Here is a 21,876-nt window from a genome sequence, read left to right on the forward strand (position 1 = left end):
ATGAACGCTCACTGTTTTACCTACTTCAAACAAGATATCTCACAATTAGCTTTACCAGAAAAGTTTACATATCCATTTTGCTACAAAACTCATCCGCTTGCCTTAGCAGCATCTAAGCAGCTACAGGCACAGCTAGCCAAAATTCACCTTGTTGATAGCAAAACCCAAGGTAGAATGTATGGGGTTTTAGTGGTACGTAATGAAAGCAATGAGCTTGGCTACTTATCTGCGCTTTCAGGCAATACCAACCAGACTTTATCAAAGGAAGAGCATAGCGTTGCTTTTGTACCCGCTATTCATCAAGCGAAGCAGAAAACAGACTTTGAACTGACTACGCAAGCTAAAATTAATGAACTAAATAGTCATATTAACGAACTTGAAGCCAGTCCTCAGCTAGCTCTGCTAACGCAAGAGCTAGCACAAGCTAAAGCTAACTATAGTGAGCAATTAGCGCATCATCAGCACACTATGCGAGAGAACAAAAAGTCACGTAAAGCAAAACGTGCTTGGTTAGAAGCCGCTGAGCTTACGGCAGATGAATATAAAACCATCAGCATTGATTTAGCCAGAGCCAGTGTCACCGATAAAAAAGCACTGCTCGCTTTTAAAGAAAGCTCTGTTAGCAACATTGATAAGTTACAAGCGCAATTAACCGCGTTAACAGAGGAAGTATCACAATTAAAAAAAGCCAGAAAAAAGCTCTCTGCTAAATTACAAAAGCACTACTTTAAGCAATATCAAATGTTAAATATTCACGGTGAAACTAAAGATTTAACAGAATTATTTGCCGATACCATCCAACAAAAACCACCTGCTGGTGCTGGCGATTGCGCAGCACCTAAGCTTTTACAGTATGCCTTCGCACACAAGTTAACCCCGATATGTATGGCTGAATTTTGGTGGGGAGCACAACCTAAATCTGAAATTCGTAAACACGGTCATTTTTACCCTTCATGCCAAGGCAAATGCCAGCCAATACTTAGCCATATGCTTTCAGGTATGGCGGTTGATGATAATCCTTTATTAGAAAACCCCGCCAAAAATAAAGACCTGGAAATAGTGTATCAAGATGAACACCTTGTGGTTGTTAATAAACCCGCTGACTTTTTATCCGTACCAGGAAAAACTATTCAAGATTCAGTATATAGTCGAATTAAAGCACGCTTTCCTCAAGCAACTGGCAGCTTGATCATTCACCGTTTAGATATGGCAACATCTGGCTTGCTAATGCTAGCTTTAACAGAGCGCGCCCATAAGCACTTGCAGCAACAGTTTATTAATAAAGAAGTCAGTAAACGCTATGTTGCAATAATAGAGGGTGAATTAAATAAAGCACAGGGAGAGATTCGATTACCACTGCGCTGCGACTTTAACGATAGGCCAAGGCAAATGGTTTGTTTTGAGCATGGCAAGTATGCTGAAACCAAGTGGCAGGTTATAGAAAAAATAGCTGGCAAAACCAAAGTACTGTTATACCCAATAACCGGTCGAACCCACCAGCTTCGTATGCATTGCGCTCACCCAGATGGATTGAATATGCCAATAGTTGGTGATGACTTATATGGACAAAGTGCTAACCGATTGCATTTACATGCACAATATTTAAGTTTTACCCACCCAATCAGTAAAGAAAGGCTCACATTTGAGCTAGATGCCGAGTTTTAAAAGTGTCTATTTTTTTTACAATACGCAGAAAAAGCAAAGAAATTAAACAGTAATCATATAAAAACAATATTAAAAGCAATGGTATACAATGTACGGCACAGCAATTGCTAATTATGTAGTCTTGAAAAAACTTAACTGGTTATAATAAAAAATTAGGACAAGATTACATGAATAAACTAGTCGCCTTTGCATTAACGCTTTGCAGTTTAGTATCAACCTCAGTATTAGCGACACCTATGCTGATTTCCTCAACATGGAATGATAACTCTATTCATATCTTAGATGAGTCGTTTAATAGTGTTACTAGCTTCACTACAGGCGGTTCAAACCCAAATGGTGTGGCAGCAAATAACTCGCTCATTTTTAGCGGTCACTTTCTTTCAAAAGAAGTTATTGCCTACGATCACACAGGTGTAGAGCAATATAGATGGTCTTCACAATTACTAAGCGGCTTACAAGGTATGACTGTAGTTGGTAATGAATTAGCTATCTACAGCCAAAACAGCATTAACTTTTTCGATATAGCCAACGGTAGCTTCTTAAGATCATTTAATACGGCAAGCAGCATAGAAGGTATAGCCTTTGATGGCACTAATATTTGGGCGCTAGGTAATAGTCTTTTTGCTTACAACCCTACTACAGGTGCATTGATGGATACAATTAACAATGCTGCAGCGGGCTTATCATTTGGTGGTACAGGTATTGCAAGTCTTGGTCAAGGTCAGTTAGCCTTAGCTGGTACTAACGGTACTTGGTTCACAGTTTCAACTACCGATGGCAGTGTTATCAACTCTGGCAACAATGGTTTAAACATGTACGGCCTTTCTTCTCTGGTAACAGACATTCCAGAGCCATCAACCTTAGCTATTTTTGCATTAGGTGTTTTAGGTTTAACAGCTCGTCGAGTTAAGAAATCTTAGTTTGCTTTAGTTAAATTCTTTTTGAAACGTCGCTTTTTGCGGCGTTTTTTTGTTTCTGCTAGGCAAGTAACAAAGAAAAATAAGAAAACTCATTGCTACTATACTAATTGAAATAATTATTGATTACATAATCTAAAGCAAGATTAGCTGGCATTGCTTTATCAGGTATAACGCCATTATCTTGCCAACTCTCATTGCCTGTTGAGGAGTGCACGCTGGCAACTGGCAGTTTCAAAATTAGCTGTTCATTTAGCTCAACTTCATCAAACCAATAACTTACGCCCATAGTTGCTTCACCAATCACTAGTGCACCTCGTAATTTTTGCAAATCATAAGCGATAAATTCGCCGCTCCCTTGAGTAAAAGCAGAGCTAAGTATTGCTATTGGCTTATGCAAATAACTAGCTTGCTCTGTAACCTTTTCAGAATACAAGTTTACTGACGCAATATGCTCAGCATAAGTGAGTTCATCACCGTGGCTATAAATTTCTAAAAAATTACTGGCGGAATAATCAGGATTTGCAATCTGGTATGACCAGAAGTAGTATTTAGTGATGATGACATCCATTGGCGCCACTATGACTCATATCGCAAGCAAAGACATTCACATAACTTGTGCTGATCAATGTAAATTAGCAGCAAGCATTTTTCATCCTAAAGGCGAGCTCAAAGGCGCGGTTATGATAGGCCCAGCAACAGGGATAAAGCGCCAGTTTTATGGCAATTTTGCTCGCTATCTCGCTGAGCATGGTTATGGGGTAATTACTTTTGATAATAGAGGCATAGGTGGGTCTTTACATGGGCATGTAAAACAGAGTGATGTAACCTTGCAATGCTGGGGAGAAAAAGACATGCCTGCTGTTTTACAACAGCTTCAAAAAAGCTTTCCTGATTGTCGTTATCATCTAATTGGTCATAGCGCTGGCGGTCAGTTAGTTGGTTTAATGCCTAACGCTAACGAACTAAGCTCTATGTTTAATTTTGCCAGTTCATCAGGTTGTCTAAGGAATATGAAGCTACATCATCAGGTAAAAGCGCACTTCTTTATGAATTTTTTTATTCCTGTCACGAATAGGCTATTTGGTTATACCAAATCTCACTGGGTGGGCATGGGTGAGCCGCTACCTAAAAAAGTAGCAAAACAATGGCAAACTTGGTGCAACGGCAGTGGTTACGTAAAAATGGCTTTTGGTACCAGCGTGCATAAACATTTATACCATCACCTTGAACTCCCGGCTATGTGGCTTAACGCGACAGATGATTTTATCGCTAACGATAAAAATGTCGCCGATATGCTTAAGGTGTTTACTCAAATGTCAGCACAAACTAAAACACTGAATGCCAGAGACTATAATCTCAATGAAATTGGTCACATGAAATTTTTTAGTCAAAAGTCTAAGCAATTATGGCCTTATGCAACCAAGTGGTTAGATGAGCACTAAAGTGACTTTATCGCTAATATAAATGAACTAAATTCACGCGCATAACGTATAACCGATTAAATCATTTATTTTATGAGTGTTTATTATGCGCAATTTATTATTACTCCCCTTGCTCCTTTTAACCTTCGCTTGCTCTACCACCTACCCTAATAAAGATATTTCAGGAAAAACTTTCCCGAGTGTGTCGGGCGAGTCGTTAGCGTTTGAACAAATCTCTATACCAGATAACTTTGCAGATAATTTAACCCTATTTTTAATTGGCTATAAGCAAGACGCGCAGTTTGACATTGACCGTTGGCTGATCGCATTAGATATGACAGAAATACAATTACCTGTCTATGAATTACCGACAATTCAAGGCATGTTCCCTCGAATGTTTAAAACATACATAGATAATGGCATGAGAAAAGGTATTCCTAAATCACTCTGGAAAGGCGTAATAACCATTTACGATGATGGCGAGAAAATACAAAAATTTACCGGTAATGAAAATCCAAACAATGCCAGAGTTGTGTTAGTGGATAAACAAGGCAAGATTATTTATTTCTATGATCAAGGCTTTGCTGTTGATGCACTTAATAACGTTAGGCAATTAGCAAGCTCATCATAAAACAATCAATATGTGAGTTTGCTATAGCACCTTAACGGGTGCTTGAAAGTAGCAATGAAAATCACTCAATAAGCTGCTACTACTATTTCAATTCAATCCAATTTAACTAGGTTACTGAAATTACCATGAAACATATAACCAGTAATGATTTAATCAATATGCAAACAAGGTTTCGCGCTCAACTGATAAACAGCTTATCAGGATTTAAAAGTGCTAACCTCATCGGCACCACCAACAACCTCGAACAAACTAATTTGGCGATGTTTAGCTCTGTGTTTCATATTGGCGCTTCACCGGCACTGGTTGGCTTTATTGTTCGGCCACATACCACACCTCGCCATACACTAGAAAATATTCAGCAAACAAAGCACTACACAATTAACCAAGTCAGTAACCATATATGGCCCGCAGCACATCAAACCTCTGCTCGCTATACTAGAAAGCAATGTGAGTTCCAACAAACAGGATTAAATAAGCAATTTATTGCTGATATCTGTGCGCCTTTTGTCAAAGAAAGTCCCTTAAAGTACGCATTAATGCTAAAAGAGATCCTTCCTTTAACTGTTAACAACACCTTATTGGTTATTGGAGAGGTTACTGATATTTTTTGCCAAAAAGATATCATTCACAACGATGGCTATATTGATATTGAAGCTTTAGGCACAGTGGCAATTTCAGGGCTAGATAGTTACCACGAAACGCAACGGCTATCTCGATTAAGCTACGCCAAGCCTGAGCAAAAACTTCAATACTTTTAATGCGAATGATGAATATATGATAGAAACCCAGCACTAATTAGCTGTCGCTTTACTTACTTGTTTAATTAATTGGCTGAGCTGAACTAAGTCATCTACCGTACATGTCGCTAAGTGTGCATATTCTAGAGTTTGACCATAGCTGAGCAAACATGATTGGGTATTGGCATTAATCGCCATTTGAATGTCATATAAATAATCACCAACAAACAAGATATTTTCCGGCTTTATTTGCCAGTAATTAGCTAAGTAGACTAATGCATCAGGTGCAGGTTTAGCAGGAAAGTGTTCGCGGGTAATCAGTAAAGGTACATCAATGCCGTTGTTGCTGGTTTTTAGACTTGCTGCCGCTTTATTGTTTCGCGTAACAATGGCACAAGGAATATTTAAACGGTTGAGTAGCTGTAATAAATCATCAGTGCCAGGCATCTTTTTAGCTGCGATAGCATCAGCCATTTCATAATCATTAACCACTTGCTGCGCTTGCCTTTTTTGCTCTGTACTAAGCGAGTTAATAAAGTTGAGAATGTCTTCTTTTTCAGGGCAATTAATTGCGGCTTTGATTTCTCTAAAGTTTAAAGAGGAGGAAACCAGTGTGTTATCAAGGTCAAAAACCACAGCAAATATATTTTCTTTGAACAATTTGTTAAATCCTTAATACTACGATGATTTAGCAAGAATCTTATCTACTTTGCCTATAAATTTAGTTACGGTATCTTCGTGCTCATAGTCAAATTTAACACGATTATGAAACAACAATGTCACAATTAAATCATTATACTGCAACCAACAAGTGTAACCGCCAAAATCATGCCAAGCTTTAATGCCTTGATATTCATAGCTATCATCTATTTTCTCACCTTGGCTAGACACTATATTAAACACCTGCAAAAAATTGCGCTGCTCTTGTAATACCTTTTCCATAAAAAGAACCTAATATTTTGTTACTGATAAGCGCGTGAAAACACAGTAAAACTGACGCTTTTGTCATGACTTTTTCAAGATAAATATACGGATAGAGCAGCTAAAAAGATCAACTAACGTGCTCACAAAATGCAAGCAACTTAGTGATACAGCAAGTAATTGTCGGTAAACCGTTACTCGCACTAAGCGGCAATAACAAGGTTTTATAGATGATGTAATAATGAAGCTTGGTCTTTTTTTGTCATTTTACTGACAACGAGTTTAAAGGAGTTATCTATCATGCGTTCAATTTCACCTTGTGGGATTGAGCCATCAAGAATGATGGTGTTCCATTGTGCTCTATTCATGTGATAACCCGGAATCACTGCGTTAAATATCTCTCGTAACATCAAGGCTTCATCAGGATCACACTTTAAGTTCATGCAGTAGTGACCAGCCATTTTCCCATCAGTGTTTTTTTCATTGCCCGTACCTAGTGACAAGGTAGCAAACATTTTATTTTTAACTTTAAATACTTTGACCTCATCACCAAAGGGGTAGTCCAAAGTTGTTTCTGGTTTAGCTAGCAAATACTCCTGTGCCTGAATATGACTAAAGTGCATAAAAATAACTCCTGTAGAACAAAATGCTTGAATGTATTTAAGCCAAGATTATCAAGACTCTTCTATACTAATACTAAGTGAAATAAAAGTAAGCACGCAAATAACGGGGGCTTTTATGTATAGTGCATCCAAAGCAAACCGAAAGTCAAAAGCGGACAGTTGTAATAATGTCATTAATATTTTTTCTGCTATGGATAGCAATGCGAAAAAAGAATTTATTAAAAGAGCGAGTAATACTCACCTTCCCCCCTCAAAGCCAGAAGCAATCGCAGGGCAAAATTATCAATTAAAGCTAGTGGCTAATGAATCAGCGGCAAAAGATGAAGATAGCAACTCAAGATTACCTAGTTGGCTTATGTGGTTATTGCCTGAATCGCTGATTAAAACTTGGAAAAAGTAGCGCTTCGCCAGCCACAATGACTTATTAGCTATGACTTGGCGAAGCATTAAAAGCGTATTTATGATTGCTTTTTCAACAACCATCTTGATAATAGCTCTTTTGCTATTAAGCCACTTTTGCCATACAAGTTTCCACTTTCATCGATAAAATAACTACGTGGTAGTTCTCCATACCAACTTGGATCAATAGCATAACGACTTTGATCGCTTTGACCATCAGCAAAGTAATAGTGCGTCAAATCACTCACGTCAAACTGCGCTAAAATATTCTCAGCTTGCAACATAGTCTCAGCATTAGCATCGGTATTAACAATAACCACATTTAAGTTTGGCTGTTCTTTTCGCAAAGATTGAATTGCCCCGAGCTCCTTCATACAAGGCGGACAATCAACAGACCACATTAGCATCAACCAGCGTTTGCCTTGATAGTTTTGTTTTAGTTGCGTCAAAACATCTGCTGAGAATATTTTACTACTTGCGAGCACATGTTGGCTCATCAAAAGCCCTGTAACTAACAAAATTAACTTAGTGAGTTTTATCATAATTTATTTAGCCAATGTCCTTGCTGATTTCGATGCCAAGAAATAAAACGCTTATTATTTCGTTTCACGATAAATGGTCTATCAGAGCCATGTGTAGAAGTGGCAATGATTTTAGCGGGCTTAAATGACTTACCTCGATCATATGAAACTTGATACCATAACTCATGCTCGCTACCTGTATATTGAGTCCAGACAATATCTACTTGATTTTGATAAACACTGACATGTGGGTGTGCAGCTTGAGCAGTGAAGTCTCCTACAGATAAAGGCGTCGTAAGGGTTTTGCCGGCATTATCTGAACTGGCATAAAAAATTCCCTTACCTTTATCGCCAATATTGAACCACACCAGGTGATAACGATTTTTATCATCAATAGATAAACCGCCGCCTTGATGGGGGCAACCATTGATCTTCCAGTGATCGTAACTCACTTGATAAGGTTCTTTTTGCTTTGAGGGCGTTAGCAAAGCAAATTCTCGGATGTTATCACCATAAATATGTCGCCATAATACCGATAAATTTCCTTGAGTGTCATAATCTGTTGCTAGTCGGCAGCAAACACAAGTGCCGTTTGCCAAAGCTTGGTTGCTAAAGTTAATAGCACCATTAGCTAATTGACCATTTCCTAAAAAAATAGCTGAACCGTTATTGCTTTTATCTTTACCTCTTAAGCGGCCATCTAACCAAACAATGGAGATTTCACCTTCGTCTGTCACCATTAACTCATTAAAGCTATGCCCTGTTAATAAGTTATCGTTGTTTACTGTGATTGGTTGAGAGAATGTTTTTCCGTAGTCGCTTGAATAACTAAAGCGGATATCTGCGGTATATTTTTTCTCTCTGGGCATAGCCCAGGATAAATACACGTTTTGCGCTTTATCGAAAGCGATTTTAGGTCTATTTTCATTTCTGGCTGATATTTTCTCTGCTGGAATATTCACCTGTTGCGCAGGATTAAAGTGCTGACCATCATTGTCAGACACTTGAAAATACATGTGCTGATTTTGGCTCCATAAACGCCATAAATCACCATTTGGCGCTACCGCTAAGGTTGCGGTTTTTGCACAGCGAATATCAATCTGTTCACAGTCTCCCTGGCTAGTTTTCTTGGCCAGTTTTTGCTGTGGCATTGCAGTTTTTCTTTCACTAAACCCTTGCGCAACACTGGTAGTGTTATTGAATAACACTACCAGTAGCATTGCTAAAGGAATAGAGGATATCTTTAGCTTATTCATCGTCATTACCACGTATAATTTAAACCAATATAAGCCGTTCGTGGCGCACCTGGAGACCACCTGTTTTTACCGTATCTAAACTCAGCTTCCTGCGCATACACTTTATCTGAGAGATTTAAGATTCGAGCATGAAACGCTAATTCTGGTGTCATTTGATATCGAGCTTTTAGATTAACAATGGTGTAACCATCATATGTACGATCTAAGCCAGTTTCAGGGTCAGTACTGTTAGCATCATCCATCCAATATTCACCTATTGATTGCACTTCTAACATGCTACTAAATCCGGCTAAGAACTGTGGTAAATAACGCAGACGTAAATTAGCAATGTAATCTGGCGCCAGTTTCATTTCATTGCCAGAGAGCTCTTCATGCTCATCAAATTCATGCTTACTTTGACTATAAGCTAAGCTGACATTGAACTCTTCTGTTACAACCCAATCAGCGGCAACTTCAAAGCCTTTATGAATAACACGAGTGGCATTAGTTAAATAGCGTTGTCTGTCACCGTTATAGGCGTGGACAATGCCATCATCTACATCCATATAGTAAATTGCTGCATCCAAGGTTAGGCTTTCAAAGTTCGCTTTATATCCAATTTCATAGGTATCAGAGGTTTCTGGATCAACCGCTTTAGCTTCGCCGCTATCTTTCGTCGTTAAATGATACAAACTACCTGCGGTAGGGATCCTAAAGCTGTTGGCATAGCGCAAATATGTACTGCTGGTTTCATTTATATGGTAATTCAAGCTAGCCTTAGGACTTAAGTGGGAAAAGTCATCTTGACGATCTGCTATGCTAATTTTGCCATGACCAATGTCACCAAACACGGTTAGGTGATTATCAAAGTCATACTTAGCATAGTCATATCGAGCACCAAAGGTTAAATCTAACCCTTGAGTTAAAGTGCGCTGATGCTGAAAGTAAGGCGAGATGCTAGTATAACGCGTAGTATCATCGTAAAACTTTTTTCCTTCGCTAAAAAAGTCTGTTTCTCCCTTCCAATTTGGTTCAGTTTCATGATCCAAAGGTTGATAGGAAAGTTGGTCTCCTTCTGTTAACTCCAAATCAAAGCCTACTGTTGTTTCACTATTGCCGCTATGCTGAAAGTTCGCCAAGGCTAATAAACCGAGTGTTTTCACATCAGATTCTACCTTAGGCATATTTTGATTCCATGTCGCGGTATAGTCATTGGTTCTATAACGCAAGTATGGAATCATCGAGTAGTAATCATCACCAGCAAAGTAGTCCCACTGACTAGAAAGTTTCATGTATTGAGTTTTTCTTAGCGGGTCGCTCGCTAGTACTTCATCCGATAGCCCAGAATGCGTTCTGTCATTGGCAAATTTTTCATCATCTAGGCCTGCAGCCATCTCTTGCTCTAAGTCAGACGCGACAAATGAGGTCACAATGCGCTGCTGCGCAGAAATATCATACTCATGTCGTAAATTGATCTCAGCCCGCTCAGAGCCAGTATGATCTCGCCAGCCATCATTGGTTAAATAGGATGCTGATGCTCTAAAGCCATTTTCATCACTTATTCGGTTGCTATGACTTACTTGTACCTTGCCATAGCTATCTTCACCTAGCATGATATCAAGATCTGTTTGTGGCTTTTCTGCCACGCCCTCCGATAGAATATTTACCGTTGCCGCGACAGCGCCAGAGCCATAAAGTGCAGTACCTGCACCTTTTAATACTTCCATGCGCGCTACGTTAGAATTAAAGCTCGACCACCACAAAGCGTTGTGATTAAAGAATGCCGGTGATTGTAATGGCACATTATCTTGTAAATAAAGGTAATAGCCACTGGTATTAATTGGCATACGTATCGCCGCTTTATGCCCCTGACCACCCGATAACTGGTCAATCAATACGCCAGATATGCTATTTAGTGACTCTGCGACATGCTGACCATTATCTAACTTAAGCTCTTCCTTGCCTACACCATGGACTGACATCGGCAAGTCCGTGTCAAGCGCTTCCCTTCTTGTTGCGGTTACTGTGATTCGCTCTAGTGAACCATCAGCACCATTAGCACCATTAGCACCATTAGCACCATTAGCACCATTAGCACCATCAGGTGTATCTTCTGAGTTTGCATAACTAGCATTGGCGATAACCAAGGCTAATAGAGAGAGTGTAAATTGAGATTTCATTATATTTTGCCATGTAATTAAACTGGCAGTATTTTAACAATTAAGCAACAAAATTAGGCGTGACACATTGTCGCACTTCCAATCATAACACAATGATTTAATTGATTTATATCAAATATCAACAGATGAAAAAATACTAGATAAACACTAAAATTATAATCTTCTTATGCTAAGTAAATTATCTGAATAGATATTTAGTAAGAAGGAGTTACTTCAATAAAATTACTTAAGTAGGCGCTTAGGGTTATTGCCAGAATGTTTGATAAATTATTGAAAAAAGTAGCGCTTCGCCACCAACAATTACTTATTAGCTATGACTTGGCGAAGCACAAGTGGAGTTTGGTTCAGTTAGCGTCTTATAATGAAAGGTTTTCGCATATAGACTTAACTTGAATGTCATTATACTAACAAGTTTTTTGCTAAAACCAAGGTGACATATTGTCGCACTTTGTCAGTTATTCTAGATTTAAGCTTGTATCTTAAAACTAAAAGGCCTCGTAGTTATACGAGGCCTTGATATTAACTAGACTAAGTTCGTTTAGTTAGCGCTAGAACGAATAAGTCGCTTCAAGCCAAGCGCTTAAACCTTCACTAGGTAAGCGATTCATTACTGGTGTTGCCACTTCTTTAACACGGTTATAACCGCCTAAATGATTTTGATACTCTCTATCAAGTAAGTTATCTACACCACCACGAATGGTGAACGATGAGTTAACAAAGTACTCAATATCAAGGTTAACTAAACCGTAACCTGAGGTAGGCTTTTCAGTATTGGTTGCAGAGACTTTATCTTGTGAAGATACCGCAACTAAAGTTAGGTTAGTGATTAAGTTTTCATTGTGGTAACTAAAACTAAACTGACCGTTTAGCGGTGCGATACGGTATAGGTTGTCACTAATATCTCTACGCTCACCGCGTACGTAACTAGCAATACCCGATACTTGGAAGTTATCGCTAATATTGTAATACCAATTGACATCGGCACCATAAAGCTTAGCATCAACATTAGAGAATTTTAATGGGTTGTCATCATTGGCCATCATAGAAGCCATCATTTTTGCTGACATATCTTCCATTTCCATTGGCGTACCTTGAATATAATCGTCAATGTTTTGATAGAAGACATGCGGTGCAATCATAAAATCGCTTGACTGCCATGTTAAACCTAAGTCAGCTTGGTATGCTGTTTCAGATTTTAAGTTGATATCACCGATATAAGTGTGACCATCTGCTAAGCCGCCTGTAGCCTCCATTGGCGTCCATAAATAACGCTCTTGGTATGATGGTGCACGGTTTTTAATCCCTAAACCAAAATAAATTGATAATGGCTCTGAAATTTGTGTTTGTGTGCTTAAAGCGATATCTACATTGGTGTCAGATACTTTGCGATCTGCATTGTTAAAATCATTTTCTAAGTCGCTGGCAAGCTCAGCCATGCTCGGCATATCGCCCATGCCGTCATCCATATCCATGCCATCGCCCATATCCATGCCATCGCCCATATCCATGCCATCACCCATGTCCATGCCATCGCCCATGTCCATGCCATCGTCCATATTCATGTCACCGCCCATGTCCATACCTGGCATAGACATCATTGCCATAGAAGAGCTCACTTTATCAGCATTAGCTTTGGCGTGTTTCACTCGAACACCTAGTTGTACTGTGGTTTGCTCAAATTGGTTTTGCCACTCAGTATAAAACGCAAAGCGCTCATCTTTAACATTGTTAAAGTTAACCACTTTGAACATTGGATTGTTCGGGTTAGTAATAACTGAGTCATGTGTAGCAAAGTAACCATCAATACCAAAACTTAATTCACCAAAGCTAAACTCTTTTTCTATCTCGACTTTAAAATCTGCGGTATCTGCAACGGCAGTATTACGACGGAATTTCATCGGGTTATTATTGGCACGCATTAAGAAGTTAGTCATCTCATGATCAGCATCTAAATAACCTAATGCCCACTCACCTTGCCAGTCAGCTAGCCTAAAATTGCCATCTAAACTAAAGCGGTGACTGGTAATATATTCAATATCCATAGGTAATGCTGGCGTACCTGAATCATTGGTGTCGGTGTAGTGATAACCTAAACCAATAGAATTATTGTCAGTGACATGTCTGACATCAAAACCAGCTTGTACTTTATCAAAATCGGTTGGCTCAATTAGCGTACCGTCACCACTTTCCATACTATCGCCAGCTTGGCTATTACCATAAAGTAATACGGCAACATCACCACTAGCAATATTGGCAACACCTGATAATGTCGTGGCACTATTATTACTACGATAGCCCGCCTGAACATCACCAGTTACTTGCGCTTTATCTGAGCCCATAGTTTCAGCTTTACGCATCTTGACATCAATCGCACCACCTAAAGTATTCATACCAGCAGATACTGGAGCAATACCACGATAAACTGTCATAGAATCAACAATTAATGGCGTTGAATAACTCATTGGTGTGTCCATGGCATTTGGGCCTGCCCCAATGATAGGATGACCGTCTAGTGTGGTTGCCACGCGATCACCAAACAAGCCACGATATTGCGCAATACCTGTGATTGGACCATTACTATTAATGTTTGCCCCCGGTACTGACGCTAACCAGTTAGCTAAATCTGCTTCGGTTGTTTTGCCTTGGGCATAGCTTTGGTTATCAGCTAAAGCGTTATGGCGTTGGTTTGATATAGTGATCACTTCAATATCATCAATAGCTACTGGCGCATCATCAGCCATAAGCATCGGCGAACAAGTAACCGCACTAAGAAGAATTGTTTTTACAGCAATTGCTGAAGGTTTTACAGAAAAGCGCATAATAATTTCACTTTGATAAGTTTGTTAAATTGGTGATATTTTCACGAGTTAACAGACGTAAAACAAAGGGAAATAGGTAAAGTGCGACACATTGTCGCAGGTAAAAAAAAGCTTATTTGATATAGCGCAAATAAGCTTTTTTTTCGTGTAATGAAGATAACTGGTTAACCTGTAAAGATTAGATTATACCTGCTGCTTTTAAATGATTTGTCACCATTTGAATGCGGTCTGCCTTCATTTCTTTGTAGGTATCGCGATTAAAATTAAAAGCAAAATAATGTACACCGGTTTTATTTTCAACAAAGCCAACATACCAGCCTAACATAGAGCCATCATCCACTTGACCAGCCCCCGTTTTGGCAAAAATTTTGTAGTCTTCACCTTGCTCTGCCAACATCACTTCTTTCAACGTCGTTAATGCGCTCTCTTTAACTGAAAACTCATTGTGATATAACTTTTGCAAGAAGCTAATCTGTTCATTGGCCGATATTTTAATACTTTTATTTAACCAGAAGTTATCTGAGCCGGAAGAAATATCTTGATTACCATAGGCAAATAATTTTAAGTATTTTTTCATATCAGCTTCGCCAATATCATTGGCTAATTGCCGATAAACAGCCACCATAGAAAACTTATAAGCGCTGGCTAAGTCATACTTAGGTAGCTTCCATACTGGCGGCCACCACGCTTGCACAGGGTATTTTTCTTTGTCATAGCTGAGTGTTTGCTTGGCATCTTTAATAATGCCGGTATCTAAGCCAATTAAGCTATTAGCAATTTTAAACGTTGAATAAGGCGTCATTTGTTGTTTAGCTCGTTTAGCATTAATCACAACAGAGCTATCGCCTTGTTCTGATAACAACACGAAAGTACAAGAACTATCACCCTCTTGACACAATTTTGCCTTATCTGTTGCCTTAGCATGCGCTAAAGGCAAAAAGCTTATGCTGGCACATAACGACAAGCCAATAAGTTTAATTAATTTATTCACAAACACCTCGATACTATTTTCTTGTCGGCTTTTAAAGCACAAGAAACATTAAAAAATAATCATAATGAAAAAATAATACGCAGCTTTAAAATAACAAACAAGCAAACTTGAACTATTGAATTGAAACAAGATTTTATCAGCAAAGGTCAACACACCCTAATGACAAACCCACAAACAATGGCATAATAGCTAAGCAACACACTTTAAAGGATGCTGAATGAAAGCTATTGCCCTTATTTTCACGCTCATTGTCTCAAGCTATAGCGTCGCTACAGAACAAGCAGAAGAAATATTTGCTCAATTAACGCCATCACTTTATCAGATCAAGCTTATTGATAAAGCCAGTGGTGAAAAATCCTCCATAGGCTCTGGCTTTCAAATAACCTCAGATGGACTTATTGCCACTAACTACCATGTAATTTCTAGCTTTGCTCGTCACCCAGATAAGTATCGTATGGAGTATTTAGACAACCAAGGTAGAAGTGACACACTCACACTAGAAAGTGTTGATGTGATTAATGACCTAGCCTTAGTTAAGCGCAAGGTAACTGAGCAAATGGAATACTTTCAGCTATCGAAAAGCACACCACATAAAGGTGAAAAACTTTATTCTCTTGGTAACCCGCATGACTTAGGTATGATAGTTGTTCCAGGTACTTATAACGGTTTAAAAAAAGAATCTTTTAGTGATCGCATTCACTTTACTGGCTCAATTAACTCGGGCATGAGTGGTGGCCCCGTTGTTAATAAAGATGCTGAAGTGGTTGGCATTAACGTTGCTACATCGGGTAATCAAATTGGCTTTTTAGTACCGCACGACAAACTTATCGCGCTGTTTAACCAATATCAGCAATCTCCCCCTGAAAATATAGCCAAACAAATGGCCGAACAATTAACAGCCAGCCAACAAGAGTTAATGTCGACCTTACTTAACAGTGACTGGCAAATAAAACAGCTTGGCGGTAAAGGTATGATCCCAATTATTGATGTACCTTTTATTCGTTGTTGGGGAGATTCTAACGCCGATAAAGAAGATGCCTTGATTTTAGCGGCAGTAGCTAATTGCTCGTTAGATGAAAACACCTATATTTCTTCTCGTTTCTTTACTGGCAGTATTGAAATTGAGTATAGGTATATGCAAGCAAAAGAGCTTAGCGACAATAAGTTTTATCACCTTTACCGACAACAAATAGCGCGTGCAGGCGCAGGCAATAGAGCGGGCAAAGATGATGTGAGTGAATACCAATGTCACCATGATTTAGTTATGCCAGAAAATAAAGCTATTACCAATAAAAGCATATTTTGTACGCGAGCTTATAAAGACTTTCCTGAACTTTACGACGTACTTTATTTGGCCGCTTCAATTGATAAAGGCCAACAAGCGTTAGTCAGTCATTTTACTTTAGCCGGTGTTAATCAAGAAAATGCCATGGCCTTTACCCGTAAATTTATGGAGGCAGTATCATGGAACTAGCACATAAAGAAATTATTATTGAAGAAATTAGTCGCGGTCAAAAGCTATTACATCGTCATAAGCTAAGTAAAGATAAAGTATCTATCGGACGTGGTTATCATAATGACATCATCTTATCTGACCCGCATATTTGCCCCGCTCACCTTACTATTGAGCTGAACAATGGCTTTTGGCAAGTTAAGGATAACAACAGTGTCAATGGCAGCTTTTTAGAAAACCCTAAAGAGAAAAAGAAACCTGCGGATAAACATATTATTGAAGATGGCGATATTATTAGCTTAGGTAAAAGCCATTTAAGAATTCTATTTACAGATCACCAAGTAGCGCCAACGGTTAGTTTTAGCCCGTTTGAGAGCTTTATCAACCTAATGCGCCACCCATTAGCACTGGTATTAAGTATTGCGCTATTTACTTTTGTTGCCGGTACTATCTTCTATTTAGATAAACCAACCGAAGTTAACTTTAGTCAGCTACTTGTGCCTGCTGTTGGTATGAGCCTGCTATTTGCCTTATGGCCTGGCGGTGTCGCGCTGATTTCCCACTTAAGTAAACACGATGCCCGGGTAATGACACAACTGGGCATTAGCTTTGCGTTTTTTAACTTGATGTGGTTTAGCGACCTATTGGAGAACATAGTCGCCTTTAATTCAGCTAGTGGCGCAATGCTCACTCATATTATTGCTGTTCTGCCCATTGGCTTAGCATTTTGTCTACTCTGGTTAAATTGTTATATCGGTTTTCATATGACAGCTAAACGCAGAATGATAATCGCCGCTAGCATAACAACGGTACTCTTTGGAGGTAGCTATTTAGTGCAATACAGTAACAAGCCAGAATTTAGTGCTCGACCAAATTATGACAGCACCATAATGACGCCAAGTTTCTTATTAACCTCATCAAGTAGTGTTGACGAATTCATCGAAGACAGCAGCAAGTTATTTGAAAAAGCCAATAAAGCGGCGAAAGAAAACTAAATCTTATTTACTGCAGGACACCGACAAAAAAGGCGCTTAACTTATATAAAATATAAGCTAAGCGCCTTTTTTATCTTTTTAGTTGTCTCGACCTTAAATGTGGTTTCGCAATTACGGACGAGGTATAAAACCAACGGCATCATATACTGATGACAATACTTTACTTGCTCTTGCAGACGCTTTTTCCGCACCGTTTCTCATTACCTGATCTAAGAAGGCTTGATCATCACGATACTGATGGAATCGCGTTTGAATCGGCTCAAGCATAGCCACAACAGCTTCAGCTACATCACCTTTTAAGTGACCATACATTTTATCTTCATAGGCAGGCACTAAATCAGCAACCGATTTACCTGTCGCACAAGAAAGTAACGACAATAAGTTAGAAACACCTGGTTTTTCAGCAACATCAAAATAAATACGTGCTTGCTCATCTGAGTCAGTTACCGCACGTTTTATCTTCTTAGCAATCTTTTTAGGATCTTCTAACAAGCCGATAAAGTTACCTGGGTTAGTATCTGACTTTGACATTTTCTTGGTTGGCTCTAATAAGCTCATTACACGTGCGCCATGCTCAGGGATATATGGATCTGGCACGGTAAAGACATCACCATACAAATTGTTAAAGCGTGTAGCAATATCTCTAGCAAGCTCTAAGTGTTGCTTTTGATCATCACCCACAGGCACGCGATCAGCACGATATAATAAAATATCAGCAGCCATTAATACCGGATAAGTAAATAAACCTGAGTTCATATTTGCCTCAGATTTTTGCGACTTATCCTTATACTGCGTCATGCGGTTAAGTTCACCCATTTGCGTATAACAATTTAATACCCAGCTAAGTTGAGCATGCTCTGGCACATGAGACTGAATAAAGATAGTGCTGTGCTCTGGATCTACACCACAAGCAAGATATAACGCTAAACCATCTAAAGTAGCTTTACGTAAATCAGCAGCATCTGGACGAACTGTAATTGCATGTTGATCAACCAGCATGTAGTAACATTCATGGCTGGTTTGCATATCAACCCATTGTTTTAATGCACCTAAATAATTACCAATAGTAAGCTCGCCTGAAGGCTGGCAACCACTTAATACAATAGGTTTACTACTCATTTTTATTACCTTAAAAATTTATTTGTTATTAATACTAGCCAGATACTTTAGCTAGCTCTGCGCGCATTTCATCAATGGCTTGCTTGTAATCAGTCTGAGAAAAAATTGCCGAGCCAGCAACAAACATATCTGCACCCGCCTGTGCAATTTCAGCAATATTACTTGCTTTTACACCACCATCAACTTGCAAACGAATATCACGACCACTTGCTTCAATTTTTGCTTTAACAGCTTTTAATTTATCTAACGTTGTAGGGATAAATGATTGACCACCAAAGCCCGGATTTACTGACATCAATAAAATGACATCTAACTTATCCATTACATAATCTAAACAGTGTAACGGTGTTGCCGGATTCAATACTAAACCTGCCTTACAGCCATTATCTTTAATCAACTGTAGGGTACGATCAACATGCTCACTCGCTTCAGGGTGAAAAGTAATAATATCTGCCCCTGCTTTAGCAAATGCCGGAATTAAACTATCAACGGGCTTAACCATTAAATGCACATCAATTGGTGCGGTAATACCGTAATCTCTTAACGATTGGCACACCATAGGACCAAAGGTAAGATTTGGTACATAATGGTTATCCATCACATCAAAATGAATAACATCAGCACCTGCTGACAAAACCTTAGCAACATCATCACCTAAACGGGCAAAATCTGCAGATAAAATAGAAGGAGCAATAAGAAAAGAAGACATATTAAATACTAGCCTAATAAAATATGCCGCTATTATACCCAACTAATATACAAATGCGAGCACCAGACCTCAACCCTACTTTGCTGGCTATAGCCTTATTCGCAGCCATTATCATAACAGCCAACTTTTCTGCACAAAAATCGTTCAAAAATTAAGGGCTTGCACCAATGGCGCGCAATTAAGCATAAGTAAAAACTCCATCCAGAAAAAAGCATTACCTAACCAATTGATTTATTTGAGCTATATTAAAGTTGGATTGACTTAATAATAAAGGCATCAAGTTTGCTAATTCTTATGCGTGCATGAAGTAAGAAGACTAGGTTAATGAACTAGCTAACATGCCAACGAGGCATTCATACCACTTTCACACTTAAAGAGATAAATATGAAAAAAACAACATTAAAAATCGCACTATCAACATTACTTTTTTCTGCCGTATCAAGTTCCGCTTACGCCATTGATGGCCTTTCTGCCAATGTTGCCGCAACATCAAATTATTTATGGCGTGGTGTTGAACAAACTAATGGTAAAGCTGCCATCTCTGGTGGCATTGACTATAGTAGCAATTCTGGCTTCTATCTTGGCACTTGGGCATCAAATGCCGATTGGGCCGACGGTATGAGTTACGAGCTAGATCTCTATGGTGGTTTCGCAGGAGACATCAATGAACATTTATCGTTTGATGTCGGCTTTATCTATTATGCATATCCAGATGAAACCAGTGGCGATGCCGACTTTTCCGAAGTCTATGGCAGTATTTCATTTGCAAGCTTAACCTTAGGGCTGGCCGTACTCACATCTGGCGACGGTGCTGATGCAGGTGATACTTTATACGCGAGTGCTGATTATGCCTTTGCCGTTACTGATGATTCAGATATAAACTTTCACCTTGGCTCTTATTCAGGTGATTGGCTAAGTGAAGATTACATCGATTACGGTGTCAGCTTTAATAAAGCAGGCTTTACCTTAGGCGCTTCTGCTACAGATTTAGATGGAGCAGCAGGTGATATGAAGGTATACGTCAGCTACAGTATTGACATCGATCTCTAATCATAACCGCTTAAAAATCAATCAGAGACAACAAGGTAACTTTTTGCTAGACTCAAGTTACCTTTGATTTTTTGTTTAGAAACGTGGAACTTGTGATGTCAGTAGGGATAAAGACTAAACATTTCATTAGCAATATACGACGCTCATTTTGGTTGCTCACTTTTACTAGCTTATGTGTGATCACCGCACTTGAATATGAAGCACGAGATAGACAACAAACTGCCGCAGTGCATACTTGTTTAGCTAAAGCTTCTTCACTACCAGTTAATCATAGTAACCACCCTTGTCAGAGTGTGCTAACACATAGGAAAAACTGGTGGTCATGGCTTACTAACACAAATAAATCACCACACCACCATTTTCTTGAGTTTGTTGAACTAATTCACTATAGCTTTGACTAAGGTGAGAAATCAGCATTATGCCAATATTAAGTCAGCATAATTCAAATTCATTTCTCCAAGTGGTAAAAAGTATTTTTGCTGCCTTTATTGGCGTACAAAGCGAAAAAAATAGAGCGATGGACTTTAATCACGGTAAAGCTAGCCACTATATTTTGGCAGGTATTATCGGAGTTATTGTATTTATCTTAATATTGGCGTTAGTGGTACAGTTTGTTATCGCAAACTATTGATGAGGCAACTAACCTCAGGTTAACTCTTTATAAAGTGCTAATAACTCGCCGACTTTTTTTCGTTTAGTTGCTTTTTGGCTAATAGTGCGAGCAACCTTTATCGGCTTAACCTTAAAGGCATGTTCATATATTTTTCTCGTCCAAATGGTATCGTGATTTGATATCAATACAGACACAGGTAACTTGGCACAGACTTCTTCCGCTGCATTAGCTAAATCTGCTTGTTCATCTAGACCAAAGCCATTACCTGCATAGCTAGTAAAGCTTGCTGTTTTACTTAACGGTACATAAGGCGGATCGCAATAAATAACATCACCTTCCTTTACACGTGCAAAGGTATCCCGATAGCCTTCACAAACAAACGTGGCCTTTTGCGCTTTTTCTGCAAAGTAATTCAGCTCTAACTCAGGGAAGTATGGTCTTTTGTATTTACCAAAAGGGACATTATAGCCACCTGATTTGTTATAGCGGCATAAGCCATTATAACCGTGTCGATTCATATAAAGAAAAACCAATGATCTAAAGTAGCTATCATTACTCGCATTAAACTCAGCTCGCAATTGATAGTAGTGTTCTGCTTGATTATTTTCTGGGGTAAATAATGCTTTAGCATCCTTAATAAAGGCATCAGGTTGCTTTTGCAAAATTTTATATAAGTTGATTAAGTCCTGATTAATATCGTTAAGTGTATAACTTTTATAATCAGTGTTTAAGAAAATTGAGCCGGCACCAACAAAAGGCTCTATTAAATGCTCACCTTTAGGCAACATTTTAACAATAACATCACTTAGGCCGTATTTACCTCCGGCCCATTTTAAAAATGCTCGATGTTTTTTGCTCATTCTGCCTATTAGCC

At 38.9% G+C, this 21,876-nt stretch carries 23 protein-coding genes; 11 read left to right on the forward strand and 12 right to left on the reverse strand.

Annotation, left to right across the window (positions count from 1 at the left end; all coding sequences use genetic code 11):
* Both EMK97_RS09015 and EMK97_RS09020 read left to right on the forward strand, forming a co-directional pair.
* Positions 1 to 1,665 (forward strand): RluA family pseudouridine synthase, encoded by a 1,665-nt coding sequence (locus tag EMK97_RS09015; RefSeq protein ID WP_130601414.1) that lies wholly within the window; start codon positions 1 to 3, stop codon positions 1,663 to 1,665.
* Between the two features lie 167 nt (positions 1,666 to 1,832).
* Entirely contained in the window at positions 1,833 to 2,585 is a 753-nt protein-coding gene (locus tag EMK97_RS09020) for a PEP-CTERM sorting domain-containing protein (RefSeq protein ID WP_130601416.1), read from the forward strand.
* A gap of 103 nt (positions 2,586 to 2,688) precedes the next feature.
* On the opposite strand, the gene EMK97_RS09025 is transcribed toward EMK97_RS09020, so the two are convergent.
* The gene (locus tag EMK97_RS09025; RefSeq protein ID WP_246028939.1) at positions 2,689 to 3,153 is read right to left on the reverse strand and encodes a S41 family peptidase; all 465 of its coding nucleotides are present in this window, start codon (positions 3,151 to 3,153) and stop codon (positions 2,689 to 2,691) included.
* 10 nt (positions 3,154 to 3,163) lie between these two features.
* On the opposite strand from EMK97_RS09025, the gene EMK97_RS09030 reads away from it, so the two are divergent.
* The 3 genes from EMK97_RS09030 (at position 3,164) to EMK97_RS09040 (ending at position 5,395) form a co-directional block, all read left to right on the forward strand.
* Positions 3,164 to 4,027 (forward strand): alpha/beta hydrolase family protein, encoded by an 864-nt coding sequence (locus tag EMK97_RS09030; protein ID WP_130601420.1) that lies wholly within the window; start codon positions 3,164 to 3,166, stop codon positions 4,025 to 4,027.
* Between the two features lie 82 nt (positions 4,028 to 4,109).
* Positions 4,110 to 4,637, forward strand: coding sequence for a hypothetical protein (locus EMK97_RS09035; RefSeq protein WP_130604437.1), 528 nt, complete (start codon positions 4,110 to 4,112; stop codon positions 4,635 to 4,637).
* A 125-nt stretch (positions 4,638 to 4,762) separates the two neighbouring features.
* Positions 4,763 to 5,395, forward strand: coding sequence for a flavin reductase family protein (locus EMK97_RS09040; RefSeq protein ID WP_130601422.1), 633 nt, complete (start codon positions 4,763 to 4,765; stop codon positions 5,393 to 5,395).
* Positions 5,396 to 5,428: 33 nt separating this feature from the next.
* Here the strand turns inward: EMK97_RS09040 and EMK97_RS09045 are convergent, their stop codons facing one another.
* The 3 genes from EMK97_RS09045 to EMK97_RS09055 form a co-directional block, all read right to left on the reverse strand.
* A complete protein-coding gene (locus EMK97_RS09045) occupies positions 5,429 to 6,034 on the reverse strand; it encodes an HAD family hydrolase (RefSeq protein ID WP_130601424.1) in 606 nt (201 codons plus the stop codon).
* Positions 6,035 to 6,052: 18 nt separating this feature from the next.
* On the reverse strand, positions 6,053 to 6,316 hold the full coding sequence (locus EMK97_RS09050; protein WP_130601426.1) for a DUF3081 family protein: 264 nt from the start codon (positions 6,314 to 6,316) through the stop codon (positions 6,053 to 6,055).
* Between the two features lie 203 nt (positions 6,317 to 6,519).
* Complete coding sequence (locus EMK97_RS09055; protein WP_130601428.1) at positions 6,520 to 6,918, reverse strand: MmcQ/YjbR family DNA-binding protein; 399 nt, start codon at positions 6,916 to 6,918, stop codon at positions 6,520 to 6,522.
* A 115-nt stretch (positions 6,919 to 7,033) separates the two neighbouring features.
* On the opposite strand from EMK97_RS09055, the gene EMK97_RS09060 reads away from it, so the two are divergent.
* Positions 7,034 to 7,318, forward strand: a complete 285-nt coding sequence (locus EMK97_RS09060; RefSeq protein WP_130601430.1) for a hypothetical protein — start codon at positions 7,034 to 7,036, stop codon at positions 7,316 to 7,318.
* A gap of 58 nt (positions 7,319 to 7,376) precedes the next feature.
* On the opposite strand, the gene EMK97_RS09065 is transcribed toward EMK97_RS09060, so the two are convergent.
* The 5 genes from EMK97_RS09065 to EMK97_RS09085 all read right to left on the reverse strand — a co-directional run bounded on the left by EMK97_RS09065 (position 7,377) and on the right by EMK97_RS09085 (position 15,063).
* On the reverse strand, positions 7,377 to 7,814 hold the full coding sequence (locus EMK97_RS09065) for a TlpA family protein disulfide reductase (protein ID WP_170176739.1): 438 nt from the start codon (positions 7,812 to 7,814) through the stop codon (positions 7,377 to 7,379).
* Positions 7,815 to 7,855: 41 nt separating this feature from the next.
* Positions 7,856 to 9,094, reverse strand: coding sequence for an exo-alpha-sialidase (locus tag EMK97_RS09070; protein WP_130601434.1), 1,239 nt, complete (start codon positions 9,092 to 9,094; stop codon positions 7,856 to 7,858).
* Positions 9,095 to 9,099: 5 nt separating this feature from the next.
* Positions 9,100 to 11,253, reverse strand: coding sequence for a TonB-dependent receptor (locus EMK97_RS09075; protein WP_130601436.1), 2,154 nt, complete (start codon positions 11,251 to 11,253; stop codon positions 9,100 to 9,102).
* 548 nt (positions 11,254 to 11,801) lie between these two features.
* Positions 11,802 to 14,072 (reverse strand): TonB-dependent receptor, encoded by a 2,271-nt coding sequence (locus EMK97_RS09080; protein ID WP_130601438.1) that lies wholly within the window; start codon positions 14,070 to 14,072, stop codon positions 11,802 to 11,804.
* Between the two features lie 178 nt (positions 14,073 to 14,250).
* On the reverse strand, positions 14,251 to 15,063 hold the full coding sequence (locus EMK97_RS09085; protein WP_130601440.1) for a class D beta-lactamase: 813 nt from the start codon (positions 15,061 to 15,063) through the stop codon (positions 14,251 to 14,253).
* A gap of 217 nt (positions 15,064 to 15,280) precedes the next feature.
* Here EMK97_RS09085 and EMK97_RS09090 point away from each other — a divergent pair, with 217 nt between their 5' ends.
* Entirely contained in the window at positions 15,281 to 16,537 is a 1,257-nt protein-coding gene (locus EMK97_RS09090) for a S1 family peptidase (protein WP_130601442.1), read from the forward strand.
* Positions 16,528 to 17,511, forward strand: coding sequence for an FHA domain-containing protein (locus tag EMK97_RS09095; protein ID WP_130601444.1), 984 nt, complete (start codon positions 16,528 to 16,530; stop codon positions 17,509 to 17,511). Before EMK97_RS09090 ends, EMK97_RS09095 begins: the two co-directional genes overlap by 10 nt.
* A gap of 111 nt (positions 17,512 to 17,622) precedes the next feature.
* Here EMK97_RS09095 and trpS read toward each other — a convergent pair whose 3' ends face one another.
* Together trpS and rpe are read right to left on the reverse strand one after the other, a co-directional pair.
* Complete coding sequence (gene trpS / locus EMK97_RS09100; protein ID WP_130601446.1) at positions 17,623 to 18,630, reverse strand: tryptophan--tRNA ligase; 1,008 nt, start codon at positions 18,628 to 18,630, stop codon at positions 17,623 to 17,625.
* A 34-nt stretch (positions 18,631 to 18,664) separates the two neighbouring features.
* Positions 18,665 to 19,339, reverse strand: a complete 675-nt coding sequence (gene rpe, locus EMK97_RS09105; protein ID WP_130601448.1) for a ribulose-phosphate 3-epimerase — start codon at positions 19,337 to 19,339, stop codon at positions 18,665 to 18,667.
* A 384-nt stretch (positions 19,340 to 19,723) separates the two neighbouring features.
* Here rpe and EMK97_RS09110 point away from each other — a divergent pair, with 384 nt between their 5' ends.
* The 3 genes from EMK97_RS09110 to EMK97_RS09120 all read left to right on the forward strand — a co-directional run bounded on the left by EMK97_RS09110 (position 19,724) and on the right by EMK97_RS09120 (position 21,020).
* Positions 19,724 to 20,389: a TorF family putative porin gene (locus tag EMK97_RS09110; protein WP_130601450.1), complete on the forward strand. Its 666-nt coding sequence runs from the start codon at positions 19,724 to 19,726 to the stop codon at positions 20,387 to 20,389.
* Positions 20,390 to 20,484: 95 nt separating this feature from the next.
* Positions 20,485 to 20,790 (forward strand): hypothetical protein, encoded by a 306-nt coding sequence (locus EMK97_RS09115; RefSeq protein ID WP_130601452.1) that lies wholly within the window; start codon positions 20,485 to 20,487, stop codon positions 20,788 to 20,790.
* 17 nt (positions 20,791 to 20,807) lie between these two features.
* Complete coding sequence (locus EMK97_RS09120; protein ID WP_130601454.1) at positions 20,808 to 21,020, forward strand: DUF2970 domain-containing protein; 213 nt, start codon at positions 20,808 to 20,810, stop codon at positions 21,018 to 21,020.
* A gap of 14 nt (positions 21,021 to 21,034) precedes the next feature.
* Here the strand turns inward: EMK97_RS09120 and EMK97_RS09125 are convergent, their stop codons facing one another.
* Entirely contained in the window at positions 21,035 to 21,862 is an 828-nt protein-coding gene (locus EMK97_RS09125) for a Dam family site-specific DNA-(adenine-N6)-methyltransferase (RefSeq protein WP_130601456.1), read from the reverse strand.
* Positions 21,863 to 21,876: the final 14 nt, after the last annotated feature.

It is taken from the genome of Litorilituus sediminis (assembly GCF_004295665.1).
In the GTDB taxonomy this organism is placed as follows: domain Bacteria; phylum Pseudomonadota; class Gammaproteobacteria; order Enterobacterales; family Alteromonadaceae; genus Colwellia; species Colwellia sediminis.